The 19,822-nt window shown below is 38.2% G+C and carries 15 protein-coding genes; 14 read left to right on the top strand and 1 reads right to left on the bottom strand.

Annotated elements, in window-relative coordinates; genetic code table 11:
- Positions 1-121 precede the first annotated feature (121 nt).
- Positions 122-2,728, top strand: coding sequence for a cation-translocating P-type ATPase (locus tag ABHC48_RS10280; protein WP_187565774.1), 2,607 nt, complete (start codon positions 122-124; stop codon positions 2,726-2,728).
- A gap of 165 nt (positions 2,729-2,893) precedes the next feature.
- On the opposite strand, the gene ABHC48_RS10275 is transcribed toward ABHC48_RS10280, so the two are convergent.
- The gene (locus tag ABHC48_RS10275; protein ID WP_195699428.1) at positions 2,894-3,727 is read right to left on the bottom strand and encodes a histidinol-phosphatase HisJ family protein; all 834 of its coding nucleotides are present in this window, start codon (positions 3,725-3,727) and stop codon (positions 2,894-2,896) included.
- A gap of 369 nt (positions 3,728-4,096) precedes the next feature.
- Between ABHC48_RS10275 and gap the strand changes: the two genes are divergently transcribed.
- From gap to ABHC48_RS10210, 13 genes are all read left to right on the top strand, one after another.
- Positions 4,097-5,116 (top strand): type I glyceraldehyde-3-phosphate dehydrogenase, encoded by a 1,020-nt coding sequence (gap, locus tag ABHC48_RS10270; protein ID WP_117851616.1) that lies wholly within the window; start codon positions 4,097-4,099, stop codon positions 5,114-5,116.
- Positions 5,117-5,259: 143 nt separating this feature from the next.
- The gene (locus tag ABHC48_RS10265; protein WP_195699427.1) at positions 5,260-6,453 is read left to right on the top strand and encodes a phosphoglycerate kinase; all 1,194 of its coding nucleotides are present in this window, start codon (positions 5,260-5,262) and stop codon (positions 6,451-6,453) included.
- A gap of 188 nt (positions 6,454-6,641) precedes the next feature.
- Entirely contained in the window at positions 6,642-7,394 is a 753-nt protein-coding gene (tpiA, locus tag ABHC48_RS10260) for a triose-phosphate isomerase (protein ID WP_118580952.1), read from the top strand.
- Between the two features lie 206 nt (positions 7,395-7,600).
- Complete coding sequence (locus ABHC48_RS10255) at positions 7,601-8,935, top strand: site-specific integrase (protein ID WP_195699426.1); 1,335 nt, start codon at positions 7,601-7,603, stop codon at positions 8,933-8,935.
- Between the two features lie 1,538 nt (positions 8,936-10,473).
- The gene (locus ABHC48_RS10250) at positions 10,474-11,394 is read left to right on the top strand and encodes a DUF4268 domain-containing protein (RefSeq protein ID WP_195699425.1); all 921 of its coding nucleotides are present in this window, start codon (positions 10,474-10,476) and stop codon (positions 11,392-11,394) included.
- Between the two features lie 13 nt (positions 11,395-11,407).
- Positions 11,408-12,727 carry an ATP-binding protein gene (locus tag ABHC48_RS10245; RefSeq protein WP_195699424.1) on the top strand — a complete coding sequence of 440 codons (1,320 nt, stop codon included), beginning with the start codon at positions 11,408-11,410 and terminating at the stop codon, positions 12,725-12,727.
- Positions 12,706-13,344, top strand: a complete 639-nt coding sequence (locus ABHC48_RS10240) for a retron system putative HNH endonuclease (protein ID WP_195699423.1) — start codon at positions 12,706-12,708, stop codon at positions 13,342-13,344. Before ABHC48_RS10245 ends, ABHC48_RS10240 begins: the two co-directional genes overlap by 22 nt.
- Positions 13,345-13,438: 94 nt before the next feature.
- Complete coding sequence (locus tag ABHC48_RS10235) at positions 13,439-13,573, top strand: hypothetical protein (RefSeq protein WP_272066976.1); 135 nt, start codon at positions 13,439-13,441, stop codon at positions 13,571-13,573.
- Positions 13,574-14,428: 855 nt separating this feature from the next.
- On the top strand, positions 14,429-14,611 hold the full coding sequence (locus ABHC48_RS10230) for a DNA-binding protein (protein ID WP_195699422.1): 183 nt from the start codon (positions 14,429-14,431) through the stop codon (positions 14,609-14,611).
- 7 nt (positions 14,612-14,618) lie between these two features.
- Positions 14,619-15,665: a DNA cytosine methyltransferase gene (locus tag ABHC48_RS10225; protein ID WP_195699421.1), complete on the top strand. Its 1,047-nt coding sequence runs from the start codon at positions 14,619-14,621 to the stop codon at positions 15,663-15,665.
- Entirely contained in the window at positions 15,658-17,121 is a 1,464-nt protein-coding gene (locus ABHC48_RS10220) for a DUF3883 domain-containing protein (RefSeq protein WP_195699420.1), read from the top strand. Before ABHC48_RS10225 ends, ABHC48_RS10220 begins: the two co-directional genes overlap by 8 nt.
- Entirely contained in the window at positions 17,109-18,083 is a 975-nt protein-coding gene (gene dcm, locus ABHC48_RS10215) for a DNA (cytosine-5-)-methyltransferase (RefSeq protein ID WP_195699419.1), read from the top strand. The genes ABHC48_RS10220 and dcm overlap by 13 nt, the downstream gene beginning before the upstream one ends.
- A gap of 160 nt (positions 18,084-18,243) precedes the next feature.
- Positions 18,244-19,689: a hypothetical protein gene (locus tag ABHC48_RS10210; protein ID WP_195699418.1), complete on the top strand. Its 1,446-nt coding sequence runs from the start codon at positions 18,244-18,246 to the stop codon at positions 19,687-19,689.
- Positions 19,690-19,822: the final 133 nt, after the last annotated feature.

The raw sequence follows: 19,822 nt of genomic DNA, 5'->3' as shown, positions 1-19,822 counted from the left end.
GCCCTATTTTAATACAATGGCACGAACGGTTTTTTGACCTTTTGACACTGGTATCATACAATGGGAAAAAGAGTAAAACGGAAACATCCTTAAATAAAACATAAGAATGAAGGAAGTAACGATGACAGGACTGACAAACGAACAGGTACAACAAAGAATTGAAGAGGGGAAAATCAATGTCAATGAGAATCCCAACACAAGGAGCTATAAGCAGATCGTAAGGGAGAATGTGCTTACATTTTTCAACTTTCTGAACCTGGCTCTGATGATTATGGTATTGCTGGTTGGTTCCTATAAGAACTCCATGTTCATGGGAATTATTGTGATCAATACGGTGATCGGAATCATCCAGGAAGTGCGTGCGAAAAAGACGCTGGATAAGCTGGCTATCCTTACAGAGAGCAAGGCAGTGGTCTTGCGTGAAGGGAAAAAATGGTCCATCTCCACGGAGAAGCTGGTTCTGGATGATATCCTTTTTCTGAAAACAGGAGATCAGGTGCCCGCAGATGCCAGGGTGCTTGAGGGCAGTATTGAGGTCAATGAATCCCTGCTGACAGGAGAATCTGACAATCTTCAGAAAAATGAAGGGGACGAGCTTTTTTCTGGAAGTTTTGTTACATCCGGAGAGGCCTGCTGTCAGGTTATCCATGTAGGTAAGGACAATTATGCTTCCCAGATCACCAGCGAGGCAAAGGAATTTAAACGTCATAATTCCGAGTTGCGCAACTCTCTGAATGCGATTTTGAAGACCATCAGTGTGATCATAGTTCCTATGGGAATGCTGCTGTTTTATAAGCAGTATTATATTGCTGGAAACGGAATCAGAGATGCAGTAGTTAATATGGTAGCAGCTGTCCTCGGAATGATCCCGGAGGGACTGGTGCTCCTTACCAGCGTGGCGCTGACGCTTGGTGCGCTGACGTTAACCCGTAAGAATACCCTGGTGCAGGAATTGTATTGTATTGAGACTCTGGCGAGAGTGGATACCCTCTGTCTGGATAAAACCGGAACCATCACAGCCGGTACTATGTGCGTGGAACAGGTACAGCCCTATGTGGAAGGGATGGAGATCAAGGCTCCGGAAGCAGAAAATGAGAATATAAGCGAAAGTACAATAAATGGAACAGCGAATCAAGCTCAGAAAGTTCCAGAAATGGCAGCTGCAGAGGCGCAGTCTGAAGTATCCGTGGTTGCGGCACAATTGCAGATAGGAGTTGTTATGGGAACTACTGAACAGCTGTCAGCACAAGATTCACAGGGCAATGTCAATACTGATTTAGCCATCAGCGGCGCCCAGCCAGAATTGACCATGGGTGAGATCGAACGTGTCATGGCAAACATGATGTCCGTTTTAAAGGACAAGAACGCCACCGCAGATGCACTCCACAAACGCTTCTCCAGAAGAACGGACATGCCGGTAGATCATTGCATTCCGTTTTCCTCAGATCGCAAATACAGCGGTGTAGCCTTTAAAACAGAAGGAACTTATCTGATGGGTGCTGCCCAGTTCCTTTTCCCGGATGGAAATGAAAACTTGATCAAGCAGTGTGCTGCTTATGGAAAAGAAGGCTTACGTGTTCTGGTGTTGGCGCATAGCCCAAACCTGAATCGGGAGAATGAGCTTCCGGAAGGGTTAAAGCCGGTTGCGTTATTTATGCTTACTGACATTATCAGGGATAATGCCCCTGAAACCCTGGCATTTTTCAAAGACCAGGGCGTAGATCTGAAAGTGATCTCCGGTGATGATCCTGTGACTGTTTCTGCCATTGCAAAAAAAGCAGGCCTGGAGAATGCAGATAAATATATTGATGCCACCACTATCACCACACCGGAGGATATGGAGCGTGCCGTTGCAGAGTGTTCCGTATTCGGCCGTGTAACTCCGCAGCAGAAGAAAGAGATGGTGCTTGCCCTTCAGAAACAGAAGCATACAGTTGCCATGACCGGTGACGGTGTGAACGATGTTCTGGCACTGAAAGAGGCAGACTGCAGCGTGGTTATGGCAGAGGGAAGTGATGCTGCCAAGAACATTGCAAATGTAGTGCTCATGGATTCCAATTTTGCCGCTATGCCGGAAATTGTGAACCAGGGACGCCGTGTGGTGAACAACATCCGTACCGCAGCCTCCATGTTCCTGATCAAAACTATTTTCTCTGTGCTGCTGTGTCTGATCACTATTTTCTGGGGCGATAGCTATCCGTTTGAGCCAATTCAGATGTCCCTGATCAGTGCCTGCGCAGTGGGTATCCCAACCTTCCTGCTCGCCCAGGAAAACAACTTCAACAAGATTGAGAGTGGTTTTCTGCGTTATGTATTTATGAATGCATTCCCAGCAGCAGTCACCATTACGGGATGTGTATTTACCATTATGCTGGTCTGCCAGAACGTTTACCATAGCAATGTAATGCTGAGTACAGCCTGTTTCCTGGTAACCGGATGGAACTACATGGCAGCTTTGAAGACGGTATACGCGCCTCTAAGCAGGTACAGGAAAATCATTATTTATGGTATGCAGTTCATTTTTTTCTTCGCAGCCGTATGTGTGCAGAACCTGCTGGCACTTGGCTCCCTGGAATTCGGAATGATCATCCTGGTATTTATCCTGATGACCTTCTCTCCGGTTGTAATCGAAGTTATCACAGAATGGTGCAGATCTTTGTATAACAAGGCACATGAGAAGGAAAAGAAAGGAATTATTTCTCTGTTTTTGGAGAAAGTGCAGAAATAATGACTGACCTGGTCTTGAGTGGTAATCAAAAATAATACTTCAGGCTGAATTTATAAAGAAATGCAAAAAATGCTTCATCGCTTGTTATGGCGATGAGGCATTTTTTTAACACGTTCTAAAAGCCGGGCTGATTGCTTCTGCCGGGTATGGAAAAACAGGGCTTCGTTATAGTTTTACAAAGTTTGGTTTCCGATCTTTAAATACTGTATAATATTTAAATCCACATTCTTTCAGCACCTGCGCGGCCCTATCAAAAGCGTATCCTATTTTATCCGGCGTATGCGCGTCAGCACCAATGGTGATGATTTCGCCCCCTAGTTCTTTATAACGTCGGATGATATCCGTACATGGGTTTGGCTCTCCAAGACCGTAGTGATAACCGCCAGTGTTGATTTCCAGTCCTACATTTGTGTCTGTCAGTTTTTTCAGAATCGCATCCAGAATGTTCCGATATTTTTTATAAGAATAAAACTGGTTTTTGTTTGGACCATAGCGGACAATATAATCCAGATGTCCATAAGTGTCCATTTCATGAAATGCATCCAGATTCTCCAGAATGGATTCAAAATATTCAAGATAAGCCTTTTCCTCGTCCCTGTCCTGGAAAAATTCCGGGTAGTAGGGGTCAGCACCGTGGACTACGTGAGAAGAACCAATCACGAAATCGAAAGGATATTCTTTTAAAAGATTGTGAAAATATTGTTTAAGATGAAGCTGCAAACCGATCTCAATACCGAAATGGATGTGAATCTGATTCTTGTAAGTCTCTTTCAGTTCGTTGAGTTTAGTGTAATAGGCGGGAATATCTAGGGCAAATTCCAGGTCATCCGGAGTTGGTGGATAGTCTGGATCCAGATGCTCTGTAAAGCAGATTCCCTTAAACCCCAGTGCAATGGCCTGGCGGATCATATCCGCAGTGGGAGTGCCGGAATCTGCGGAAAATTCAGAATGCATGTGGCAGTCCCACAAAACTCCGGGAGAGTTGGAAAGTATTTTCATAATAACCTCCTTATAAATTATAAACCAAGAAAAGTATTTTAAAAATATATTTTCTGTAAATATAAAGATATATTTTATGGATAAGTGTACAGCGAAGGAACATGTGAAAAAAATTCTTCCTACACGAAAAAGAAAGGAAAAAACGTGCATAAATGCTGCCAATGTGTCATAAAAGGGACTTAATTGTCTCATTTGAGAGCAGTATATCATATCAGAGAATATTTGTGGCAATTTGCCTGTTATTTTTTTGAAAATAGGCTTGAATTTTTGTTCGGAATTAGGTACAATACGCTATAGGTTGATGTTTCTTTCACAAAGATTGAAGCACTCACATAATTTTTACCATTTAATTCATAGGAGGAATTTATCATGGCAGTAAAAGTTGCAATTAATGGTTTTGGACGTATTGGTCGTCTTGCATTCCGTCAGATGTTCGGTGCAGAAGGATTTGAAATCGTTGCTATCAACGACTTAACATCTCCTAAAATGCTCGCTCACTTATTAAAATATGATTCAACTCAGGGAAGATATGCTCTTGCAGATACAGTAGTAGCTGGAGAGGATTCCATCACAGTTGACGGAAAAGAAATCAAAATTTATGCAAAAGCTAACGCTGCTGAGCTTCCATGGGGAGAGATCGGTGTAGACGTAGTTCTTGAGTGTACTGGATTCTATACATCCAAAGACAAAGCTCAGGCTCATATCGATGCAGGTGCTAAACACGTTATCATTTCCGCTCCGGCAGGAAACGACCTTAAGACAATCGTTTACAATGTAAACCATGAGACTCTTACAAAAGAGGATCACATCATTTCCGCAGCTTCCTGTACAACAAACTGCTTAGCTCCAATGGCTAAAGCACTTAATGACCTTGCTGCAATCAAATCCGGTATCATGTGCACAATCCACGCTTACACAGGCGATCAGATGACACTTGACGGACCGCAGAGAAAAGGCGATCTGAGAAGATCCCGTGCAGCTGCAGTTAACATCGTTCCGAACAGCACAGGTGCTGCTAAAGCAATCGGTCTTGTTATCCCAGAACTGAACGGCAAACTGATCGGTTCCGCACAGCGTGTTCCAACCCCAACAGGTTCTACTACAATCCTTACAGCAGTTGTTGAAGGAAATGTAACTAAAGAGCAGATCAACGCAGCTATGAAAGCAGCTTCTAACGAGTCCTTCGGATACAACGAAGATGAGATCGTTTCCAGCGATATCGTTGGTATGAGATTTGGTTCTCTGTTCGATGCTACTCAGACAATGGTTCTTCCACTTGAGAATGGCACAACAGAGGTTCAGGTTGTTTCCTGGTATGATAATGAGAACTCCTACACAAGCCAGATGGTTCGTACAATCAAACACTTTGGCAAACTGCTTAACGCTTAATCAGAAGCAGAGTAGGGTTTTCGAATGCTGACAAGCTATGGCTTGACAGCATATGAATAAGACTCAGAGAAGGGTCCGGTCTGAATAGGACCGGACCCTTTTGTCTGTATAAAAAGTTAAATTTTATAAGGAGGCATAACAAGATGCTGAATAAGAAATCTGTTGATGACATCAACGTAAAAGGCAAAAGAGTCCTCGTAAGATGTGACTTCAATGTACCTCTGCAGGACGGTAAGATTACAGATGAGAACCGTCTGGTAGCAGCTCTTCCTACAATCAAGAAGCTTGTTGCAGATGGTGGAAAGATTATCCTTTGCTCTCACCTTGGAAAACCGAAAGGAGAGCCGAAACCGGAGCTTTCTCTTGCACCTGTTGCAAAACGTCTCACAGAACTTCTCGGACAGGAAGTGAAATTCGTTCCAAGCCCGGTTGTTGTAGATGACACTGTAAAAGCAGCAGTAGCTGACATGAAAGACGGCGAGATCATTCTTCTTGAGAACACTCGTTATCGTGCAGAAGAGACTAAGAACGGTGATGAATTCAGCAAGGAACTTGCTTCTCTTTGTGACGTATTTGTAAACGATGCATTTGGTACCGCTCACAGAGCACATTGCTCTAACGTTGGTGTTACCAAATATGTAGATACAGCTGTTGTTGGATATCTGATGCAGAAAGAAATCGATTTCCTCGGAAACGCTGTAAACAATCCTGACAGACCATTCGTAGCTATCCTTGGCGGCGCTAAGGTTTCCAGCAAGATTTCTGTTATCAACAACCTTCTTGACAAGGTAGATACTCTGATCATCGGTGGTGGAATGTCCTACACATTCTCCAAGGCTATGGGTGGACATATCGGAAGATCCCTTTGCGAGGATGATTATCTTCAGTATGCATTAGACATGATGAAGAAAGCAGAAGATAAAGGCGTTAAGCTTCTTCTTCCTGTAGATAACAGAATCGGAGATGACTTCTCCAACGACTGCAACATCCAGGTCGTAAAACGTGGCGAAATCCCGGATGGATGGGAAGGAATGGACATCGGACCAGAGACAGAGAAACTTTTCGCTGACGCTGTAAAAGATGCCAAGACAGTTGTTTGGAACGGACCGATGGGCTGTTTCGAAATGCCGAACTTCGCTCATGGCACAGAGGCTGTTGCCAAAGCTCTTGCTGATACAGATGCTACCACTATCATCGGTGGTGGTGATTCCGCTGCAGCTGTTAACATCCTCGGCTATGGTGACAAGATGACACACATCTCCACAGGTGGCGGTGCGTCTCTTGAATTCCTTGAAGGAAAAGAGTTACCAGGTGTAGCAGCAGCTAACGATAAATAAATAGAGCACTTAATGAAAGCAAGCTGTAAGCGCAGCTTGAATTATGTGCGAATTTGGTTCGAAGGAACTTAATGAGAGCAAGCCAACGGCGCAGACCAGCTGACTTTCATATATGGTGATGTCGCCTGCCGGCGACATGTCCGTTTAGTGAATCGAACTTCCTTATCACACAAAAGGAGATATATAAAATGTCTAGAAAGAAAATTATTGCCGGAAACTGGAAAATGAACATGACTCCAAGTGAGGCAGTTAAATTAGTTGAAACTTTAAAACCATTAGTAGCTAATGATGACGTCGACGTAGTATTCTGCGTACCGGCTATTGATATTCTTCCTGTAGTTGAGGCTGCAAAAGGCTCCAACATCCAGGTTGGTGCTGAGAACATGTACTTTGAGGAGAAAGGTGCTTTCACAGGCGAGATTTCCCCGAACATGCTTACAGACGCTGGTGTTAAATACGTAGTTCTCGGACACTCTGAGAGAAGAGAGTACTTCGCTGAGACAAGCGAAACTGTAAACAAAAAAATGCTTAAAGCATTTGAGCATGGAATTACTCCAATTATGTGCTGTGGAGAGACTCTTGATCAGAGAGAGCAGGGCGTAACTATGGATTTCATCCGTCAGCAGGTTAAAGTTGGTTTCCAGAATGTTACAGCTGATCAGGCTAAAACAGCCGTTATCGCTTACGAGCCAATCTGGGCTATCGGAACTGGTAAAACAGCTACAACTGAGCAGGCTCAGGAAGTTTGCGCAGGAATCCGTGCTTGCATCGCTGAGATCTATGATGAGGCAACTGCAGCAGCAATCCGCATCCAGTACGGCGGATCTGTAAACGCTAAGACAGCTCCGGAGTTATTTGCTCAGGCAGACATCGACGGCGGTCTTGTAGGCGGTGCATCCCTGAAACCAGAGTTCGGCGATATCGTTAACTATAACAAATAATAAAATAATAGCTATTTTTTAGCTAATGTGTCCAAGCGAGAAGTAATTAAACGCCCCTAAACACAAGGATGATTGGTAAATATTACCAATTGAATTGTGGGTAGGGGCGTTTTATAATTTACCTACTATCACCTTTTGGTATCACTTTTGGAAGGAAAAATCACTGTCATTCAAAAAAGTGATAATTGCTACAGGGGAGGAAGTAAATGGCGAAGAACTATGAGGGCAGAAAAGAAAATGGTGAGGGCAATGTAAGAAAACTGCCAAGCGGAAAATATGAATGTGTAGTACAAAGCAAATACATTAATCCAAAGACCGGGAAACCAAAAAGAATTAAACGAGTGGGAGAAACAGAAAAGGCAGCCCGTGAAAAAGCAAAGCTGGATCTTGTCGCCTGGGAGAAGGAAATTGAGAGAGGCAGAGATACAAAGATTAATAAAGCCAAGACCTTTGGCGAATATATGTCTGAATATATTGAGACGGAGGTAAAGCCCAATATAACTGGAAGCGGCTATCATACATATATTAATAACATGAACCGGAATTTCTTTGATTTTCCAATATCAAAGTACCAGCTTCATATGCTGAATGCTGTGGAATTTGAACGGTATTTTGATACAATATTAGAATTAAAGAGTAAGAAAACCTGCTTTCTGCCGATGCAGCTATGTAAACGCTGTTGTAAATGGCTGGTTGATCGGAGCTTGCTTAAAGAGAATTATGCTGCCCAGGTGAGAATAAAAAAGGAAATTTCTGATGAATACGACAAGAAAAGAGAAGATGATATCAAAAATCGTAAAGAAGTATTCACGCCAGAAGACATTCAGAAATTTTATTATGCCTACAAAAATAATATGGGACAGTATCCGGTTGTTGTATTATTTCTATTGGAAACAGGGCTTAGAATCGGAGAATTTGCCGCTTTGAGAAATGACAATGTGGATCTAGAGAATAACAAGATTCATATTGTAGAGGCACGATCTGTTCGTTTTAAGGATAATGATAAGGAAAAAGGGATAGAATATTACACAAAAGTTCCCAAGAATGGAGAAGCCAGGTTCATAATGATGTCGGATCTATGTCGGGAATGTGTATTGTATATGATGGAGCAGACCCGACTTAAATGTAAAGACAATCCGGATGACTTGCTCTATCCAACATTTGCTAATGGTAAGAGACGTTCAAATGCTTCTATGGAAGTGTGTTTTAAGGAATTATGTGACAAGCTTAATATTGACAGAGATGTGCATCTCACTAAAGGCGGTCAGATGAAAGGGCTGTGTCTTCATTCACTCAGACACACTGCAGATACCATGGCGAATACTGCAAAAAATGCAAATGTAGTGAATACTGCATTAAAAATGGGGCATAAGGCAATCAGTGTAGAGAATGTGTACACACATGCTACAGAGGAAGCACTTAGTAGTGTTATGACACCATCCCAGGCCGTTCTTGAGGAATACAAAAAAGATTCCGATGCTCAGAGCAAGGAAGAAGAATTGTATAAAATGTATCTCAAATTAAAAGAAAAATTCGAATGAGGATAAGGTGCCTTATGGAAGTTACATGGAAATTAGGCAATACATATTTAAAAATCCAGGATTGTGAGTCGGGTTGGGATTTCACAATTCTGGATCTTTTTATTTTCATAAATTGGTGTAGGATAGGCAAAAGCAATGAAATTAGGTATCGTTATTATGAGGCCGATTTCATAAATGTCCATATAAGTTGTTAAATGCCTTTAAATGCTGATAGCTAGAGCATTTAGCGGATTTTCGACTTGGATAAAACTCTATATAAATTCATGTAATTTTTTGAAAAATGGCCCACTTTGTGGCCCACTAACTTTTGGTCGAAGTCCTAATATGGTAAGAAGAAGCGCTTGTATGAGTGCTTCTTTTTTTGATAAGTATTACAAAGAAAAATAGATGACGTTTAGGATGCAATATGATTATGCAACTGGAATTTGAAAGGTATAGTATATTGTGCCGTCTAATAAATTTTGCTCTCATTTTCGTTCATGATCATAGGACTTTTTCTGCTCAAATCGTGTGCTGATGATATTGGTTTTTTGTATCAATATGGAATACGGAAACATAATAATTTTCTACAATGACAGTTTTCCTTTTCTTGTTGCTGTATCCTGAAAATAATCCGGTCAATGTTTCGGTTGTGTATATTCAAACATAAATCCATTCGTATTAAAAGTTTATCTGGTTATAACAGCAAGACAATTATAGTTATTTGATTCTAAATGTTTCGCATAAATTTCAGGAAAGCATTCTACAGATATTTTCCTTTTGCTTGTCACGGCAGAAACTGTACTTTTGCCTGAAATGCCTTAAAATCAAGGCTTTTGGGGAATGAGAATGGTATTTGTACCCCCATTGTACCCCTATTTTGCGCGAGTGTACCGCGACAACCTAAAAGCAAAGCTTTCGGGTTGGAATTTGTTAACCGGACTGTCCTCGATAAAAATGAATATGATTTGTGGTGAAAGAAGTTCCTGCGGGGAGGAGAGAAATGCTGGCAGGATGCTTTGGTGCAGATGGACCGATTTTGAAAAACTCTGTATCAATTTTCTTTACAGATAAACTTTGTTCATAGATTTATGGTATAATCAGTTTAAGCGCTTGAATAAAGCAGATGGTTATACCATGAATCTGTTTTGCGAAGAGGTCCATAAACTGGAGGCGGAATTTAAACAATGCCGGAAGCTGCTGAACGCTATCGGGGATGAGAACCGTCAGCACCTTATATTGGAGATTGTCGAGCAGACGCATCATCCGGGCTGCCATTCCTTGATATGAAAAAGATCACAAGGGAGTCACTTAAGAAAGACGAAAAACCTTCAATACGGTGACAGAACACAAAACCACGGGCAATACAAAAACGAGCCCTTGTCCCTGATTTATATACCAGATGAAAAGTAGTCAAGCAGAATAAAGGATAAGTATGTTGCCAGAGGTAGCTACCTGCTCACATATTCTGATGATGCCTCAAAAATTCTTATTATTAGTTGGGTGTCAATAGCATCTGAGATGTTGTTAGGTGCTTTGCGATTGGAGGATAAAGCACAATGGTAAAATTGGGTACGTTGAGGGAAATAACAGATTTAAGGAGTATATGGCTACACGAAGCATTAAATTTTACTCCTTGGGTAGCAGAGAATATTGATTTATTAGCAGATGCAGTAGGATTGGATATTACTGTTGAGGAGACAGAATCTTCAGTCGGAGATTTCAATGTTGATATCTATGCATCTGAAACAGGAACAGATAGAAAAATTATCATTGAAAATCAATTAGAGGACACCGACCATGACCATCTTGGAAAATTGATTACTTATGCATCCGGCAAAGGCGCAGATGTGGTTATTTGGGTAGTAAAGTATGCAAGAGAGGAACATAAGGCAGCAGTTGAGTGGCTTAATAACCATACAGATGATAAGATAGGCTTCTTCTTATGTGAAATAAAGCTGTTCCAGATAGGAGATTCTGATATTGCTCCATCATTTACAGTAGTGGAAAGACCGAATGATTGGACAAAGGAGATTAAGAAAACAACTGCTACAAATCCAACACAGCAGCAGAGACTGGAATATTGGCAGGCGTTCAATGATTATGCCTTTCAGAACGCAGAATTTAACAAAGCGTTTAATAAGAGAAAACCAACGACAGATCATTGGATGGATTTTAGTATTGGATCATCATCTTGTCATATCGCAGTATCTCAAATCCAAAAAAGAAATGCGATTGATGTTGAATTGTACATAAATGATGATAAGGAACTTTTCAGAAATTTGCTGTTACATAAAGATGAGACTGAATCAGTGATGGGATTTGCTCTTGACTGGCGGGAGCTGCCGGAAAGAAAAGCAAGCCGCATCATTATAGAAAAAGAAGTGAAGTTTGATGATCGTACCACGTGGTCACAGCAATTTGAGTATATTATGGATGTTTGCCTGAAGATGAAAAAGGCATTTAAAAAGTTTTTGTAGGGAGAATGATAAAATGTTTTTGTTAAAGAAAATAGTAGTTGAGAATCATCAAAATACTGTTTTAGATGTTACTTTTTTGGACAATCAACAAAAAGAACAAGAACAACCGTTTTCTACACTGATTTTGGGAGAAAATGGGACTGGAAAAAGTTTTTTGCTTAAAACTATAGCGGATATTTTTATCTTCTTAGATAAAATGCCGATATCAAAGAGAAAACCGAGATTTAGGTATGAAAAGTTTTATGTGGAATACTATTTAGACAATCATTGGTATGAGGTCAATAGAATTTCAGGAAGAGAAATTCTTTGTAAATGCGATAATGAGGATATAGATTTTCATGATATAAAGTTGCCATCGAGCATTTTAGCGGTTGCGTTTATGGTAAACGACAAATTTTTATTCGTGGACGATGTTAAACAAGAAGATGGTATTTATAAATATTTGGGAGTTAGAAAAACAAGTAACGCTACTTACACGAGTTCGGTATGTGATCGTGTTATTGAATGTGTAACACAAATAATTAATGATGGTCTCCTGAAAGAAATGAGCACAGTACTGTCAGTGTTACATTTTGATAAAATTTTAGATATTGCATTTAGTAATAGTTCAGAAGGAAAGAATGCCTTAGTAAAGGAAATTAAAGTTGACTGTTCTAAAGAGGAAAAGAAGGTTTTTGAGGAGCAGTTTATTGGGCGTGATAAGGTAAGTAATTTGTTGAAAAGAAGACAGATTATTCCTTCTCAGATTTTTTTCTATAAGAATGGCGAAAAAATTGATTTTGAATCTTGTAGCTCTGGTGAAAAACATATGATTTTTGCTTTGTCTGGAATTATGAATAACATTAGCAAAAATTCTTTGGTATTAATAGATGAACCAGAAATAAGTTTACATCCGGAATGGCAAATAAAATATATTTCATTGTTGAAAAAAGTATTTAAAAATTATTCAGGATGTCATTTTATACTTGCTAGTCATTCGCACTATTTAGTATCTGATTTACAAGAGGATACATCATCAGTAGTTACACTGAAAAAGAAAAATGAAAAAGCACCAGAGGCCGAATTATTACCGTATTCAACGTATGCGTGGTCAGCAGAAAATATAATTTATAATGTGTTTGGCTTAAGAACTACAAGAAATTACTATTTTGAAAGCGATTTACACAAATTATTGATGGGAATGCAAAAAACTGAAATGACGAAAGAAGATTTTGAGGAGGTTAAGAGACTTACAGATAAATTGAAGAAATATATCTATAATGATGAAGATCCATTGGATTTGATTGTAAAGCAGGCGGAGGGCTTTTTGAAATGTTCACACGAAAATTGGTAACGACAAATAAAGTACCTCAAGATTTATTAGATAAATTGAACAATAATTACATTAAACCAGGTGCTTGGGATATTAATGACGAGAATGTGAATAAATTTAAGGAAATAATGAAAAATGCATTGCAAGAATTACAGGACGGAAAGTGTGCATATTGTGAACTGCCTCTTGCTACCAGAAATCCCGAAATTGAGCATATAGCTCCTAAAGGAGGGATAAAGCGAGTAAAACATATTGAGTGTATGTTTTTACCGGAAAATCTTGTGTATGCATGTCATAATTGCAATTCAACAGAGTGTAAAGGCCAAAAAGATACAGTTGTAAAAAAGGAGGGTGACTACAGTAACTGGGAGTTTAATATAGTACATCCATATTTTGATGATCCGAGAGAATACTTTGATATTCCTTCTCTTGAAGATGGGAGTAAAGGTTTTATTCCAATACCTAAAGTAGATGCAGATTCATACCATACTAATAAAGCAAAAAACACAATAAAAATGTTCAGACTAGATAGTGAAAAGGTGCTTGAATTGGCTAAAGAATATATGACAAAAAGGCATAATGAAGAATTTAATTACATAATACAAAGCGTATCATCATATCGTCCAGAGCTACAATAAAAAATACGTAACTCGTCCAGTACTATAAAACGATAAAAATATTGGTAGTTGTATTGATTCATATTAAAATGAAATTTGTAAGGAAGGGATGGAAATGCTGAGAAAAGCATCATTAGATGGCAAAGATTCATGTTTGAGATTTCGTATGTCAGCAGAAGAAAAAGAACGGTTAGTTTCATATGCCGAAAGACATTATCAGACGATGAGCGGAGTCATTTGTCAGGCATAGGGTCTTCTTTAAGAGCAGGAAAAAGTAAAAAATCGTCCAAGTTGATTAGGTGTTTTTGGAATACCTTTCCTTTAGAGGCATGAAAGGCAAACATAAGTTTGAATCAAAATTATCTATATAGGCGTCATAGGCAGTGTATAATGCCATCTGCCGGAAAGAAAAGCAAGTCGTATCATTATAGAAAAAGAAGCGAAGTTTGATGGTCAGACCACTTGGTCACAGCAATTTGAGTACATTCTGGATGTTTGCCTAAAGATGAAAAAGGCATTTAAGAATTTTTTGTAGAGACGATAAAATCGCATTTTTATCAGTAGTCTGCACCCCCTAAACTGACTACAATTTGACTACTACACATGGAAGTGATTTACTCCGTTTTGCAGTATTTTGCAAAAAGCGTAGTCTATACGATGAAAATAAATGCTCTCGTCGAGTAGGGCAAAATACCCCAAAACTCGGCATTTCTTAGCATTTTGAGAGGAGAAAATATTATGATTAGAGTTTGTTTCGTATGCCATGGCAGAATCTGTACTTTTGTCTGAAATGCCTTAAAATCAAGGGCTTATGGGATGAGTAATGAAATCTGTACCCCTGTTATGCCCCCTATTTTGTTTGAGTAACGAGGAAAGCGACTATTAAGCTTTGTATGAATGGCTGTTTAACACAAATACTACGATACTTTAAAAATGAAACTTTAGGGGCTAAAGATTATATTAACCAGACTGTCCTCGATTAATTTGCATATAAAAATGTGAGAACTTTTAATTGAGTATAGAGTAAGTAAATGAATACTTGAAAGTATTCGCCCCTTCGAATATAATATAAAATAATGTGTTGTGCCTTAGTGGAGGAATATCAATGAAATACATTACAGCAAGTCAAGCTTCAAAACGATGGAATATTTCACAGAGAAGAGTACAAATATTGTGTGCGGAAGATAGAATACCAGGTGTTTTTAAGCTAGGAGAGGCATGGGCTATACCAGCGGATGCTGAAAAGCCAGAAGATCCAAGAAGAACAAAGAATAATAAAGAAGGATGAATGAAACATGAATGTAATAGATTTATTTTCAGGTGCAGGTGGACTGTCCTATGGGTTTGAGTCTGCTGGATTTAATGTTTTATTAGGAATAGATAATGATAAAAAAGCGTTAGAGACTTTCGAATTTAATCACAAGGGGGCAAAATCTATTTGTGGTGATATTACAAAAATCACCTATGAAGGAGATATTAAGCCCTTGATAGGGGATAAAAGCATAGATGTTATAATAGGAGGACCACCTTGCCAGGGAATGTCACTGTCTGGACCTCGAAAGTTTGATGATCCGAGAAATAAATTGTATCTTTCCTATATTCGTTTAGTAGAGGAAATAAAGCCTAAGGCATTTGTTATTGAGAATGTTCCGGGATTAGTAGGTTTATTTGGGGGGCAGATTAAAGATAGTATCATAGAAAAGTTTAAATTAATGGGGTATAACATTCAGTATAAGATTTTGTGTGCAGCGGATTATGGTGTACCTCAAAATAGAAAAAGAGTTGTTTTTGTTGGAATGAAAAAAGGGGAGTTTCATTATCCAACTCCCTTTGAAGAAAAGGTGACTTGCAGTATGGCACTGGATGATCTTCCACCATTAGAAGATGAGTTGGGTGAGGATAATGCTTCATATGCTACAGAACCGAGAAATGAGTATCAAAAACTGATGAGAATCAATTCTACATCTGTAAGAAACCATATTGCAGCAGCTCATTCAGATAAGGTAAAAAAAATAATTTCTCTTGTACCTGATGGTGGAAATTATAAAGATCTACCGGAAGAATATATTAATTCAAGGAATTTCCATGTAGCATGGACACGATTTGCGAGTAACAAACCTGCACCTACGATTGATACAGGACATAGACATCATTTTCATTATAAATATAATCGTGTGCCAACAGTTAGAGAATGTGCAAGATTGCAGTCGTTTCCAGATGATTTTATTTTCTTAGGAAATAAGACACAGCAGTTTAGACAAGTTGGAAATGCAGTTCCACCGCTAATGGCACAGGCAATTGCTGAAAAATTGAAGAAAGAATTGGAGGATATCTATGAGTGAATATAAAATTCCAGAAGAATATTATTTTCGAATTCACCATGTCAGACCTCGTTTCAAAGGTGATATTGAAAATGTGCTGATCTATATGGCGGAAGAAATTACAAGAGTAGGGGAACAGCCTACACATGAATTTATTAAAAAAATAAATGAAGCAATTTATAGATATCCAGGAAATGCCCATAGGGAACTGAAGACCATCAATAACTGGAGAACAGAGATATCAGCACTTTTTGGGTTTATTGAACATACAAACGAAACAGATAAACCAGGTAGAAGAGCTAAAGAATTGGCTGCTAATGAGGACTTGGTAGAGTGTTTTAAGGTGTTTTTATATAATTTTCAGTATCCAGGAGCCCATATCAAGCCAAAGAATGTATTGGAACAGATTGAGAATGGAATTCACTTTAAGCCGGCACAGTATATTTTAAAGATGTTGAAATTTGCTAACCGAGAGGGTGGTAATTCTGTTGGAATTACAAAATATGAAGCTTGCCATTGTATCTTTAATGATCTTCGCGTGACTAGAGATAATGAGGGGGTAGAGAAGACTTGGGAAAGGATACTTGTCAATCGACAGAATAAAGTGGAATATGATCAGACGGGAGACGTTGTTCGTTATGCTGGAGACATCCTTGATTATATGGAGATTGCTAACCTTCTTAAAACTTATGATAGTTATACCTATTATCTTAATACCCTGGAAGAAGAGGCCATTATCAAATTTATCGAATCCACAGAATGGTTCGGTGGGTATGATGAGATGATTGAGAAGAAGGCAGGCACTTTGGATGCTGTGAAGAAGTGTGTTAACAGTTGGTTCTCATATGTTAACCGAGATATTGAAGAGACTGATTTTTCAACTGATATTTTGGCGTATATTGCATCTGATGAAGATGAGTTAAAGAAACTTAAGGAGAATACTACAACTGATAGCATTGGAGGTCTTGCTGATCTCATTGAAAGAGAAAATGTTCTTGAAAAGAGAATTGCTACATATTATGACGGATTTACAACAAAGGACATTGGAGATATCGGTGAAAGTCTTGTGCATGGTCATGAATGTATGCGTATTAAGACTGGTGGTCGTGAAGATTTGATTCATTTGATAAAACGCATCCCTACACAGTTTGCTGTTGGGTATGATATAAGTTCTGTTGAATTGGATGAACGAAAGAGATACATTGAAGTAAAAACTACCATTAGTTCAAAACCATTGCATTTTAACAGAATTCATCTTACCAAAAATGAGTGGAATACTGCAAGTAGCACTCATGACAGATACTACGTATACAGACTGCTTCTTAGTAAGAATGATAGAAAGTTATTTTTACTGCAAGATCCTGTAGGTTTGTATAAGAAAGATTTGATTGATATGATACCTAGCGATGGTGCGGATATTACTTTCAATCCGTCCAAGGTAGGTCAATTTGAGGAGTTGTTAACATGGACAAATTAAAAGTTGCATCATTATTTTGCGGATGCGGAGGTACCGATGTAGGATTGCTTGGTGGCTTTGATTTTCTTGGTCAAAAGTATAATACAAACAATATGGAAATTGTGTATGCAAATGATATTGATGACAATGCCTGTAATATTTTTGAGGAAAACTTTGGAATAAAACCAGACAATAGAGATATTCGAGAGGTAAAATCAGAAGAAATTCCGGATTTTGATATTTTAACGGGGGGATTCCCTTGTCAATCGTTTTCGATAGTAGCACAGAATCCAAAGCGGTTAGGCGTGAAAGATGAACGTGGGAAGTTATTTTTTGAAATGTGCAGAATTCTTAGAGAAAAGCAACCTAAATGTTTTATTGCAGAGAATGTTAAAGGGTTACTTACTGCGAATAAGAGAAGTGCATTTCCACTTATAATGGAAGAGTTTGAGAAAAGTGGATATGATGTAACATACTCCATACTTAACGCAGCTGAGTATGGGGTTCCGCAGAAAAGGGAGAGGGTCATTATTGTTGGCTTTAGAAAGGATTTGAACATCCAGTTCTCTTTTCCAGATATTGCATTGAAGAAAGAAGATTTATATGAGCCACTTAGTTCAGTAATTGAAAAAACAGTGGATGAAAAATATTTCTTTAGCGAAAGAGCTGTTGCAGGAATGATGAGAAAACGTGAGTTTATGAACAAGGGGAGAGCTCAAGACATAGAGAAGCCTTGTAATACAGTAGGAGCACATTTGGCAAAAGTTTCATTAAATAGTACAGATCCTGTGCTAAAAATAGGCGAGAGATATAGAAGATTTACCCCAAGAGAGGTTGCACGAATTCAGAGCTTTCCAGAGAACTTTAAATTGGTAGGAAGTGAGACTGCTCAATATCGAGCTTTGGGAAATGCAATTCCTCCAGTTATGTTCTGGTATGTTGCTAATTCTGTGTGCAAGTATTTGAATTTGGAAAATGTATAATAGGTTACAAAATTAAAGGATTTTGCATATAAGTTTCGTTAATGTGAGTATTGCTTTAGAGAGCGGATAAAGCAAGTAAAAGTTTCCAGCTATGGTATCAGGTGTTCTAGAAAAGATATGCAATTATCTAATTTATATGATAATAAAAAGGAGAATTTGAATGGAACATACAGGACATATTCGAATTGACAGAAAGGTAATCCCATATCATTTAAAAGATAAGAAGGTACATTTAATTCCTAATAATACATATGCATGCTTAATACCTGGTGAAATTAGAGAAAAAGAAGTAATAAAGGGAGCAACTACAGGAAATAGAGAAGTTGCATTTGTAGGATGCCGTTATAACAATAATAGCCTTGGGTATAAAGCATTGGTGATATCAGATTGCAATACTGGCTTATATTCCGGAATAACAAAGTTTGATCGTATTTGTTTTGAAGGTAAGCCGGTTAATGTATTTGCAGGCCCGGGAAGGGCCTTTATATCAGAAAGTGGATTTGATATTTCAGAACGAATGAAGTCAATTACACCGAAAAAGTGGGAGGATATAAATATATCATCTCAAGTAGTTATCAATTCAGACAGAATTAATATAGGTGTTAATTTTAGCTTTTGGCACAATTTAAAATATGCTGAAACTTCAATGGGTGATGCAATACCTAAGTTTACATTAGAATTTCAAAAGGCAGTGAATATAAAAAGGCTTCCACAAATATATTTGATGGTATATGATTTCTTTTGCTTTTTAAATTTCTGTAGAAATATATATTTTGAAAAAATAACGCTTCAGATCAAAGAAAATGATAAATTTCGTACAAGTGCTACAGTTTATATTAATTCCGAAAATGATGATGATTATGATAGAAATGAAAATACTTCGATTATATCTCAAGATTGCAAATCTTATTTGCCTGAATTATTTAAGACTGTAGCGCTAAGACGAAATCAAAAAATATATGATAATTTTTACATCCCAAAGAATTCAAAAGAAGCATTGACGGTATCATATGAAAAATTTTTAGCTTGTGCGTTAAGTTTAGAGAGTGAATATGATCGTTTGTACCCAACCAAAAAGGAAGATAATAATTTATATGCTGATGTATATGAAGTTTTTCAAAATTCTGCAGATGAGTTGGAAATGCTATTTATAGCAATTAAAGAGAACAAATTAACATCGGAGGAATTCAAAAAATTATATTTTGGAAAGGTTGATAATGAGTATAATAGTCTTGTGAAAAATTTATCACAAACCAAAAAGAAAAAAATGAATGGATATTGTGAAAAAGTAAAAGAGGCATTGTCGAAGATAGATTATAGTCTTGCTGAAAAATATAAAAATGCATTGACAAATAACTTGGAATATATTCAACCTGTAGTTGACAAAATGAGTAGAGCAAACAAAGTTGAGTTTCCTTCGGTAAGTGAGGCTGGTAAAAAGTTCGCTGAGTTCAGAAATGGAATTGCACATGGTAATCCAAAAGAAATAGAGCCGCTTCATGTGGTTTTATATGAAGTCGCTAGAGCACTGATATATACTATGGTTCTGAAACAAGCAAACGCAGATGATGACAGCATAAAAAATGTAATAAATAAATTGTTCTAATTTTTATAATGCAATCATGTCTATCTAGAAAATGCTTTTACCTAGTAAGCGCTTAAATCTTGGGTAGCTTTACTGTCTACGTTTTTAAACTCATAATGATAGTAAATAGATTTTTACTACACTCCGCTTGATA

Source organism: Ruminococcus sp. 1001136sp1 (assembly GCF_039841815.1).
Classification (GTDB): Bacteria; Bacillota; Clostridia; order Lachnospirales; family Lachnospiraceae; genus Blautia_A; species Blautia_A faecis.
The sequence above is the reverse complement of the archived record's forward strand: the minus strand, read 5'-3'. Positions and strand labels throughout refer to the sequence as shown.